Annotated in this window: 10 protein-coding genes; 9 read left to right on the top strand and 1 reads right to left on the bottom strand. The window is 66.7% G+C overall.

Annotated features, from left to right (window positions below; translation table 11 throughout):
* Window positions 1–19 precede the first annotated feature (19 nt).
* From J5J86_RS14130 to J5J86_RS14160, 7 genes are all read left to right on the top strand, one after another.
* Window positions 20–1048 (top strand): DUF2303 family protein, encoded by a 1029-nt coding sequence (locus J5J86_RS14130; protein WP_209099032.1) that lies wholly within the window; start codon window positions 20–22, stop codon window positions 1046–1048.
* A gap of 56 nt (window positions 1049–1104) precedes the next feature.
* Window positions 1105–1374, top strand: coding sequence for a hypothetical protein (locus J5J86_RS14135; protein ID WP_209099034.1), 270 nt, complete (start codon window positions 1105–1107; stop codon window positions 1372–1374).
* Between the two features lie 9 nt (window positions 1375–1383).
* Window positions 1384–1596, top strand: coding sequence for a hypothetical protein (locus J5J86_RS14140; RefSeq protein WP_209099036.1), 213 nt, complete (start codon window positions 1384–1386; stop codon window positions 1594–1596).
* Window positions 1593–2705 (top strand): DNA polymerase III subunit beta, encoded by a 1113-nt coding sequence (dnaN, locus tag J5J86_RS14145; RefSeq protein ID WP_209099038.1) that lies wholly within the window; start codon window positions 1593–1595, stop codon window positions 2703–2705. The genes J5J86_RS14140 and dnaN overlap by 4 nt, the downstream gene beginning before the upstream one ends.
* A gap of 2 nt (window positions 2706–2707) precedes the next feature.
* On the top strand, window positions 2708–3841 hold the full coding sequence (locus J5J86_RS14150; RefSeq protein ID WP_209099040.1) for a DUF5131 family protein: 1134 nt from the start codon (window positions 2708–2710) through the stop codon (window positions 3839–3841).
* Window positions 3842–3843: 2 nt separating this feature from the next.
* Window positions 3844–4308 (top strand): single-stranded DNA-binding protein, encoded by a 465-nt coding sequence (gene ssb, locus J5J86_RS14155; RefSeq protein WP_209099042.1) that lies wholly within the window; start codon window positions 3844–3846, stop codon window positions 4306–4308.
* A 204-nt stretch (window positions 4309–4512) separates the two neighbouring features.
* Entirely contained in the window at window positions 4513–5784 is a 1272-nt protein-coding gene (locus tag J5J86_RS14160) for a tyrosine-type recombinase/integrase (protein WP_209099044.1), read from the top strand.
* Between the two features lie 159 nt (window positions 5785–5943).
* On the opposite strand, the gene J5J86_RS14165 is transcribed toward J5J86_RS14160, so the two are convergent.
* Window positions 5944–6780, bottom strand: coding sequence for an alpha/beta fold hydrolase (locus tag J5J86_RS14165; protein WP_209099046.1), 837 nt, complete (start codon window positions 6778–6780; stop codon window positions 5944–5946).
* Between the two features lie 126 nt (window positions 6781–6906).
* Here J5J86_RS14165 and J5J86_RS14170 point away from each other — a divergent pair, with 126 nt between their 5' ends.
* Complete coding sequence (locus J5J86_RS14170; protein ID WP_209099048.1) at window positions 6907–7212, top strand: hypothetical protein; 306 nt, start codon at window positions 6907–6909, stop codon at window positions 7210–7212.
* A 362-nt stretch (window positions 7213–7574) separates the two neighbouring features.
* On the top strand, window positions 7575–9053 hold the full coding sequence (locus tag J5J86_RS14175) for a GGDEF domain-containing protein (protein ID WP_209099050.1): 1479 nt from the start codon (window positions 7575–7577) through the stop codon (window positions 9051–9053).
* Window positions 9054–9123 lie beyond the last annotated feature (70 nt).

Here is a 9123-nt window from a genome sequence, read left to right on the forward strand (position 1 = left end):
TTTCACCCGAGGACCATCCATGACCGAAGACACCGACACCAACGAGACCGGCGCCGGCCCGAGCGTTTCCGACGTGTTCGCGGCCGCCACCGCCATCTTCTCGCCCAAGCGCAGCGCGCCTTACGTTGGCTCGCTCGGCCCCGACGCCATTGACCGCCTGGTGAAACTCGGCGCCGACGCGACCACGCCCACCGTCATCCAGGTGCCCACGGATGGGCTGAGCCCCGGCCTGCCGCCCAAGGTTCCCCTTTTGTGGGACCGCGACGCGCAGATGCCCATTTCCGTTATCCCCTTCCTCGAAGAGGCCCGCCCGCCGCTGGAGCGCGTGGGCACGGCGCGGGTGGAGACGCTCGATTCCTTCATCGACCTCACCAACCGGCACAAGGACGAGGGCAGCGCTATCTTCGCCTGCACCTCCTGGCCGACGCCCAAGCTCACCGCCGTCATCGACTATCACCAGACGGACAACACGGCCCGGCACGGGAAGCACCGGGTGGAATATGCCTTCCCCCTCACGGAGGAGTTCAAGGCCTGGATCCAGGGCGACGGCAAGGTCATGACGCAGATGATCTTCGCTGCCTTCATCGAAGAACACGCGGCCGAATTGGCGTCTCCCATGATGGGCGAGGTCAATGAATATGAGCCGTTGTTCAAGACGCGCTTCGCCAGCCCCAATGAGCTGATCGACCTTTCGCGCAGCCTGGAGGTGTTCGAGAACGCCCAGGTGAAGCAGGGCGTGCGCCTTGCCAGCGGCGAGCGGCAGGTGGTGTTCACCACCGAGCACACCAACGCTAAGGGCGAGCCGGTGGAGATCCCCGGCCTGTTCATCGTGTCGGTTGCCCCCTTCGTCGCCGGCGGCGCCGAGGGCGAGCGCGTCCGCATTCCCGCGCGCATCCGCTACCGGATCAAGAACCAGCAGATCGAGTGGTTCTACCAGCTCTATCGCTGGGAATTCTGGCTGCGCGAGCGCGTGCAGGCGGACCTGGCCGTTGCCGTCAAGCGCACGGCACTGCCCGCCTTCGAGGGCGCGCCCGAGATGGCCGCCTGAGATCAGCCGGCGGGCCTTCCGGCCCGCCGTTTTTCCCTGCCAGAAGGAAAGCTCCCATGGTTACCCTTGGACACCGCGTCAAGGACGCCATTACCGGCCTGGTCGGCATCGCCACGGCGCGGACGGAATACATGTATGGCTGCGCCCAGGTCCACATCCAGCCGGAAGGGCTGAAGGACGGTGCGCCCATCTCCGGAGCCTGGTTCGACGAGCAGCGCGTGTCGACTGTCGAAGTGCTGCCCATTGCCGTTTCCGCGCAGAGTTCCGCCGGCCCGGGCGGCGACGCGCCGCCGCCGCCCGCGCGCAAGCCGCCGTCGCGGTACTGACGCCGCGCCATGGCCAGCGCCGCCACCCTCCACCGGCGCCGCCGCGAGATGGCGGCGGCCTATGCCACCGCGACGCGGCGCCACGCGCCCCGCGCCGCTCTGCACCGCCACCTGGTGCAGGCCACCTGCGAGGCCCTGAAAGCCGAGCTGCGCGCCGCCCGCCGGGCCTCTGCCGCACAGCAGGAGCCCGATCTTTTCAGCCAGCCGGGAGCCACCCCATGAAACTCACCCTCGCGCGGGATGCGCTCCTCGCCGCCCTACAGCACGCCGCCCGCGTGGTGGAGCGGCGCAACACCATCCCCATTCTCGCCAACGTGCTGCTGCGGGTGGCGGAGGGCCGCGCCACGCTCAAGGCCACGGATCTTGACCTGGAAATGAGCCAGACGCTCCCCGCCCAGGTGGAAGCGCCCGGCGCCCTCACCGTGCCCGCCCATACCTTGCTCGATATCGCCCGCAAGCTGCCCGCCGGCGCCGACGTGAAGCTGGAGGAGCGCGACGGCACACTGCGCCTCGCCTGCGGCCGCGCCCGCTTCACGCTCCAGACCTTGCCCGAGGGCGACTTCCCCGACCTTTCGGCGGGCGATCTCTCCCACACCTTCACCGTGCGCGCCGGCGACCTGCGGCGCCTCATCGACCGCGTGTCGTTCGCCATCTCCACCGAGGAGACGCGCTATTATCTGAACGGCATCTATCTCCATCTGGCCGCCAACGACGAGGGGCCGACCCTGCGGGCCGTGGCGACGGACGGCCATCGCCTCGCCCAGGCCGAAATGCTCGCGCCGGAAGGCAGCGCCGGCATGGCGGGCGTCATCCTGCCCCGCAAGCTGGTGGGCGAGCTCGCCAAGATCCTGGATGACAAGGCGGGGGAAGCGACCGTCTCGCTCTCCCCCACCAAGATCCGCGTGGCCGTGGGCGGGCTGGTGCTCACCTCCAAGCTCATCGACGGCACCTTCCCCGACTATGGCCGCGTCATCCCCGCCGGCAACCGCCAGATGGCCGAGATGGACAAGGCGGACCTTGCCGCCGCCGTTGACCGCGTGGCCACCGTGGCCAGCGAGCGGGGCCGGGCGGTGAGGTTCTCCTATGCCGAGAACCGGCTTCTCCTCTCCGTCACCAATACGGACACCGGCCAGGCCACCGAGGAACTTGAAATCAGCTGGACGGGCGACGCGCTCGATATCGGATTCAACAGCCAGTACATGGCCGGAATCCTTTCCATCCTCCCGGGCGACACCGCCCGCCTCGCCATGGACGGCCCCGGCACCGCCAGCCTCATCACCACCCCGAGCGACGGCTCTTTTCTGGCCGTCCTCATGCCTATGAGGGTTTAGCTATGAGCGCGGCCTCTCGCATCGAATGGACCGACGCCACATGGAATCCCATTGTGGGCTGCTCTCTGGTCTCCCCCGGTTGCACCCACTGCTACGCCATGAAGATGGCGGCGCGGATTGAGAACATCGATGCGGCCGAGCGGCTGCGGGTCTTTGCAAGCCACCGACACCTTGATGAGATGCATCCGGATGGGCGCGATCCGGTGCGCACCCAGATGCTGGAGCCGCGCACCCACTATGCCGGAACGACAGGGAAGGTGAACGGCCACACGGTGTGGACAGGGAAGGTGCGCCGCGCGCCCTTCAACATCATGACGCAGCCGCTGCATTGGCGCCGGCCGCGCCGCATCTTCGTGAACAGCATGGGCGATCTGTTCCACAAGGACGCGTTCGTGGGATGGATCGACCTGGTGTTCGCCATCGCCGCCATGTGCCCGCAGCATGAGTTCCAGATCCTGACCAAGCGCGCAGACGAGATGCGCATGTATCTGGCGGATGATCGGCGCGATGCGTGGGCGGAGGCGTCTTGGCAGCTTGGTGAAGGACACCCCTTGTCGCCACAGCAATATGCCGACCGCACCCATTTCGGCGAGCCCGGCAACAAGCGCAGCCTTTTCAGCCAGCGCGTCCTGCCCAATGTGCTGGTGGGCGTGTCGGTCGAGGATCAGCGCCGCGCCGATGAGCGTCGGCTTTGTCTGGCTGATGTTGCAGCGATGGGCTGGCGCACCTTCGTGTCTTACGAACCCGCGCTTGGCCCGGTGGAGTGGCGTGGCTGGGAGTTTCTTTCCTGGCTTATCTCAGGCGGCGAGAACGGGCCCAGGCCGAGCCATCCCGATTGGCATCGCGCCGCGCGGGACTACTGCGCAGCGCACGGCATTCCCTACTTTTTCAAGCAGTGGGGCGAATGGGCGCCAAGGCGGGCCGCCGCCAAGTCGGACCTGTTCGATGCCCGCAAGACCATGATCGTCCGGCCGGACGGCATAACCACATCTGGGCTCATGGCCTATGACGAAACGGCCTGGGTCATGGACCGCGTTCGCAAAAGCTCCGCCGGCCGCCTGCTTGATGGCATTGAGCACAATGGCATGCCGCGCATCGTCACCGCCGCCGAGCGGCACGCATTGGAGGGAATCTGACCATGGCCGGCAGCGTCAACAAGGTGATCCTGATCGGCCATCTCGGCCGAGACCCGCAGATCCGCACCTTCCAGAATGGCGGGCGCATCTGCAATCTCAGCCTCGCCACCTCCGAATCCTGGCGCGACAAGGCGAGCGGAGAGCGCCAAGAGCGCACCCAGTGGCACGCCATCACCATCCTCAACGAGACCCTGGTGGGGGTGGCCGAGAAGTTCCTGAAGAAGGGCTCCAAGGTCTACATCGAAGGCCAGTTGGAAACCCGCAAGGCCACCGACGCCCAGGGCCAGGACCGTTATTTTACCGAGGTGGTGCTTCGCCCCTTCCGCGGCGAGCTCACCCTACTCGACAAGCATGATACCGGCGCCCAGGCCTCTCCGGAGGATTACGACCGCGCCGACCCGCCCCGCCGCCCGGCGGGCACCGCACCCACCCCCTCGCAGGACATGGACGATGAAATCCCGTTCTGACCGGGTGGCCGCGCGCCCCGCACCGGATCAATGGGCTGATGATGAGCTCATGTCCCTGGCCGAGGCGGTCGCGCTCTATTGGCCGCACGGCCCCCTGACCACGACCTCCCTGCGGACCGAGATCCGCCACGGCCGGTTGACGGCCGAATGGATCGCCGGGAAGGTGTTCGTCACCCCCGCCGCCATCCGGGACATGAGACGCCGATGCCGCGCCCCGCGAAAGGACCACGCCTCCTCCTGCGAACCCGTCGCGGCCGCGCGCCGGTCTTCGTCATCCTCGATACCGGCGGCGTCGAGGTCAGCACAGGTTGCGGCCCTGGAGAGCGTGCAGGAGCGGAGGAAGCGCTTGCGCGCTATCTGACGCGCAAGCACACCTCCGCCATCGGCACCCACAATCCCGGTGCGTTGCCCATCGCCGATGTGCTCAGCCTCTATGCCGACCATAAGGACCCGGGCGCTTCCGCCACGCCGCGCGAGCGGGATCTCTATGACCGCAGCCTGATCTATGTGGAGCACTTGCTCCAGTTTTTCGGCGCCCGCCCCCTGTCCGATATTCGCGCCGCCATCTGCCGCGACTATGTGCGCTGGCGCAGCCATGAAGGCCCGGCCGCGCCCGAATGGCCGCAACGCCGCGCGCGGGCCGTGTCTGACCAGACGGCGCGGCGCGAGCTGGTGGTGCTCAGCGCCGCCATCAACCACTACCATGCGGAATACACCCTCGACATGGTGCCAGTGGTCACGCTGCCGCCGGTGGCGCCCACCAATCGCCGGGGGCTCAATCATACCGAGGCCGCCGCCATGCTCGCCGGCGCGCTCGGTTTCTACCGGGACGAGGCCGGCATTCTTCGCCGCCGCCCCAAATCCACCCGCACCCAGCGCAAGCGCACCGCACGCCTCATTCTCCTGGCGCTCTATTCCGGCTCCCGGCATGGCGCCATTCGCGAATCATCATGGCTCCCGCGCATGGACGGGCCGTGGATCGATGTGGAACGGGGCATTCTTCACCGCCGCGGTGTGGCCGAGAAGGAAACCGACAAGCGCCGCCCCCCTGCGCGCATTCCCCCCCGGCTCCTGGCGCACCTGAAGCGCTGGCGCGCGGCCGATCTTGCCGCCGGCCGGCAATGGGTGATCTCGGTCGGGAGCGAGAAGATTGCCGGCAAGGTCCGGAAGGGATGGGCCGGCGCTCGTGCCGATGCTCTCACCTTGTGCGATACGCTGCCGCCAAATGTCACACCCCACTGGTTCCGGCACACCGCCGGCACCTGGCTCGCCCAGGGCGGCACCACCGTGCGCGAGGGCGCCGACTATCTGGGCATGTCGGAAGAGGTGTTCGAGCGCGTCTATTACCACCAGTCGCCGGACTATCAGGAGCGCATCGGCGACGCCTTCGCCGCCGCCCGTTCCCGCGCCCGCACCATCCGCGAACAAAAGGCGCCCAGGCCCAAGAATGCCCAAGAAACCCCGCGAAAAGCGTGAACGAAACGCGGTCATGTCAATCTAGAAAACCAGCAATCCCAACGTGTTGAGAGGAGAGCACTCCCTTCACACGGGAGGGGTCGCAGGTTCAATCCCTGCATCGCCCACCATTCCTTTTCAAATTCCGCCGCACGCAGACGACTGGCTCTGGCCGGTCGCTCATGTGCGTGCGACGAAGTCCGCCAGGATCGCGTTGAATTGGTCCGGCCGCTCCAGGAAGGGGGCATGGCCAGTTTCGTCCATAAGCGCCAGCCGGGCCCCCGGGACCTGGGCCGCAATATGCTCCGCCATGGCCAGTGCGATCACCTGATCCTGCCGGCCGTGCACCACCAGCGCGGGGCGATCAAGGTCGGCCAACAGGTCGTCATAATCGGCCGGCCGTGCCATGGCGGCGCGCACCTGCGGTGGGACCATCATATTGGCCGCAAGCAGGGTCTCGAAAGTCTCGGCATCCATCGGCACGTGGACACAGCGGCGCAGGAAGTCTCGTGTCGCCGCGATGGCGGTGGCGGGGGAAAGGTCCGTCATCTGCTTCATCAGCCGGTTGCTGGAGCCGTAGAAGCCTCGCTCATTGGCCGTGATGGCGTCCACGAACACCACGCCGCCAATCTCCTGCGCGCCATAGGCGCGCAGATAGTCGCCGATGATTCGCCCACCATAGGACCAGCCGACCAGCACGGGGCGCGCGAGGCCGAGCTCATCCATGATGGCGCGCACATCCTCTGCCCAGCGGCAGCCCTCCTGATAATGAGCGGGATCGAGCGGCTTGTCCGATCCGCCATGGCCGCGCAGGTCGTAGGAGATGAGCCGCAGGTGGGAGAGGGCTGGGTCCTCCACCTGTCGCGCCCAGCACAGCGCCGCCTGGGAGTATCCGTGGATGAAGATCACCGGACGCCCCTGCGGATTGCCGTGCTGGTGCACGGCGAGCATGAGGCCGTCGCCGGAGCGGATGTGGTGCGGGGCGTAAAAGCCGGGGGAGGGGGCTGTCTCGATCATCGCGCGAATCTAGACCAGCGCGGTGCTCCGCGCAGTGTCTTTTCCGCCGCCCGTCGTCTTGGCTGGATACAAGGGGTCCTTGGCGGCGTTTCATGGCGGGCGAGCGGCGCAAGGAGAGGATCGAACATGAACGGATTGCGCGTTGCCGCGGGCATCGGCCTCATCCTGGCGCTCGACATAGCGCCGGCCATTGCCCGTCCGGCCACCTACCGCATGTCCTGCGCCAGCGCGCAGAGACTGGTTCAGCAGCAAGGGGGCGTGGTGCTTGACACCTCACCCACGACCTTTGACCGCTATGTCAGCGATGTTCGTTTCTGCATGCCCCAGCAGGCGCTGCGACCGCAATGGGTACCCGCCAAGGACAATCCTCAGTGTTTCATCGGCTACACCTGCATCGATCCGGACCGGGGCTGGCGGCGCTGGGGGTTCTAAGGACCGCCGGTTCCAGCCCGCTTTCCCCTCCACGCATTGCGGCACGGTGGCGCGTATGGAGCCCGCAGCAGCGAGGACGGCAGGTGGTCCACCGCCATGGTGCTGCGCTCCGTGCCCCCTGAAGGCGGCGCAACGCGTGTGAGATCGGCCGCTCGATGGCGTGTGCGGTGCGGGAAAAGCAGATGGCGAAAGCAGATGTCATCTGGACTCTTGGGTCGTTCCGTACCAGCTTCGAGCGTCAGAAGATACCGTCACTGGCGCGCGTGTCGCGCACTCGGGCATGGTTGCGCATGAAGGGTGGGAGGTTTCGACTGACGCGCCGCGCCGCCGCGAGTGGATGGGCGACCCTTGGCCTTGGAGCCATGCTGCTCATCATTGTGTGGCTCGAGGCGGCCGCGCTCTGGCAAGGGCGCGTCCAGGCTTTCACCAATGCGCAGCGCACCTCGGAAAGCGTCCTGAACTCGCTTGGTGCAGCCATCGAGCGCAACCTGCTTGTTCTTGATGCGTCGCTGATGGGCATCCAGAAGGCCATGTCGCTTCCGGAGATCGACACCATGCCCGCATCGGTGCGGCAATTGTTGCTCTTCAACAGCGCGGAGACTGCCGAGTTCGTCGGGTCCATTCTCGTCCTGAATGCAGACGGGACCGTCCGCTTTGATTCCCGTGCAATCGAGCCGCGTTACTTCAACGCTTCAGACCGCTCCTATTTCAACGTGCAGCGCGTCGGCGACGCGGGGCTTTTCATCAGCCAGCCCATGAAGTCCCGCCTCCAGTCCAAAGACGGCATCATCGTTCTGTCCCGGCGCATCTCCGATGTGGACGGGAATTTTGAAGGCGTCGCGGCGGCAACGCTTCGCCTTGCGTTCTTCCGCACCTTGTTCGCTGGCATCAATCTCGGGGAACGGGGCATCATCGCCATCTTGTCCTCTGATGGCGTCATAATCACGCGCAGCCCCGCCACCGACCGCGACGGAAATGCGGGAATGGACCTCTCCCGCTCCTCCACCTTCCGGCGCATCCAGCAGGGCGATGGATCATTTACGGGCGTGGCGGCGGTGGATGGGGTGGAGCGCCATTACCTGTCCCGGCAGATCGGCTCCTACCCACTCTTTCTGTCCGTGGCTTTCGCGCCGGAGGACGTGCTCGCTCCCTGGCGGTTCCGCGCCGTGCTCACGGGCGTCGTCGTGCTCGGCATGTGCCTTGCCATCCTCGTGCTGTTCATCAAGTTCCAGGCCTTGCTCCGGCGCAGCTTCGAACTACAGGACATGCTCGCCGCCGCCGCGGCGACGGACACGCTGACGGGCCTTTTCAACCGGCGCGAATTCGACCGCCGGTTCGATCTGGAATGGCGCCGCTGCGCCCGCAACGGCTCGCCCATCAGCCTGCTCCTGGTGGATGGCGACCGCTTCAAGAGTGTCAACGACACCCATGGCCACAAGGTGGGCGACCAGGTGCTCCAGATGATCGCCCAGAAGATCGAGCGGGTGGTGCGGCGGCCGGCAGATGTGAGCGCGCGTTATGGTGGCGAGGAGTTCGCCATCATCCTGCCCGACACCCGCATCGAAGGGGCGACGGCAATTGCGGAGTCGATTCGCGAAAAGGTCAGCCGGTCCGAAGTGGTGCTCGACCATGGGGTGCCGGTCCGCACCACGGTCAGCATCGGCGTCGCCTGCGTGGTGCCGACCGGGAGAATGGAGAAGGACGACCTGTTCGTGCTGGCGGACGCGGCCCTCTACAAGGCGAAGTCGAGCGGTCGCAACCGGGTGGAGGCGGTCCCGGCCCTGGAGGCGCGGGGCCCGGTCGACACGTTCACCCGGACCATGTCACAGCCGCGTGCTTAAGGGTCCACCGCTACACAATTTGGTTGCGAGGGACACGGATTTGCGGCCCCATTCGTGCGGGGGGGCTGGC

Source organism: Aquabacter sp. L1I39 (assembly GCF_017742835.1).
Lineage (GTDB): Bacteria > Pseudomonadota > Alphaproteobacteria > Rhizobiales > Xanthobacteraceae > L1I39.

Excerpts from the sequence above, each read along its gene's own strand:
- J5J86_RS14130 (WP_209099032.1), top strand. The coding sequence starts at position 20 with ATGACCGAAGACACCGACACCAACGAGACCGGCGCCGGCCCGAGCGTT.
- J5J86_RS14135 (WP_209099034.1), top strand. The coding sequence starts at position 1,105 with ATGGTTACCCTTGGACACCGCGTCAAGGACGCCATTACCGGCCTGGTC.
- J5J86_RS14140 (WP_209099036.1), top strand. The coding sequence starts at position 1,384 with ATGGCCAGCGCCGCCACCCTCCACCGGCGCCGCCGCGAGATGGCGGCG.
- dnaN (WP_209099038.1), top strand. The coding sequence starts at position 1,593 with ATGAAACTCACCCTCGCGCGGGATGCGCTCCTCGCCGCCCTACAGCAC.
- J5J86_RS14150 (WP_209099040.1), top strand. The coding sequence starts at position 2,708 with ATGAGCGCGGCCTCTCGCATCGAATGGACCGACGCCACATGGAATCCC.
- ssb (WP_209099042.1), top strand. The coding sequence starts at position 3,844 with ATGGCCGGCAGCGTCAACAAGGTGATCCTGATCGGCCATCTCGGCCGA.
- J5J86_RS14160 (WP_209099044.1), top strand. The coding sequence starts at position 4,513 with ATGCCGCGCCCCGCGAAAGGACCACGCCTCCTCCTGCGAACCCGTCGC.
- J5J86_RS14165 (WP_209099046.1), bottom strand. The coding sequence starts at position 6,780 with ATGATCGAGACAGCCCCCTCCCCCGGCTTTTACGCCCCGCACCACATC.
- J5J86_RS14170 (WP_209099048.1), top strand. The coding sequence starts at position 6,907 with ATGAACGGATTGCGCGTTGCCGCGGGCATCGGCCTCATCCTGGCGCTC.
- J5J86_RS14175 (WP_209099050.1), top strand. The coding sequence starts at position 7,575 with ATGCTGCTCATCATTGTGTGGCTCGAGGCGGCCGCGCTCTGGCAAGGG.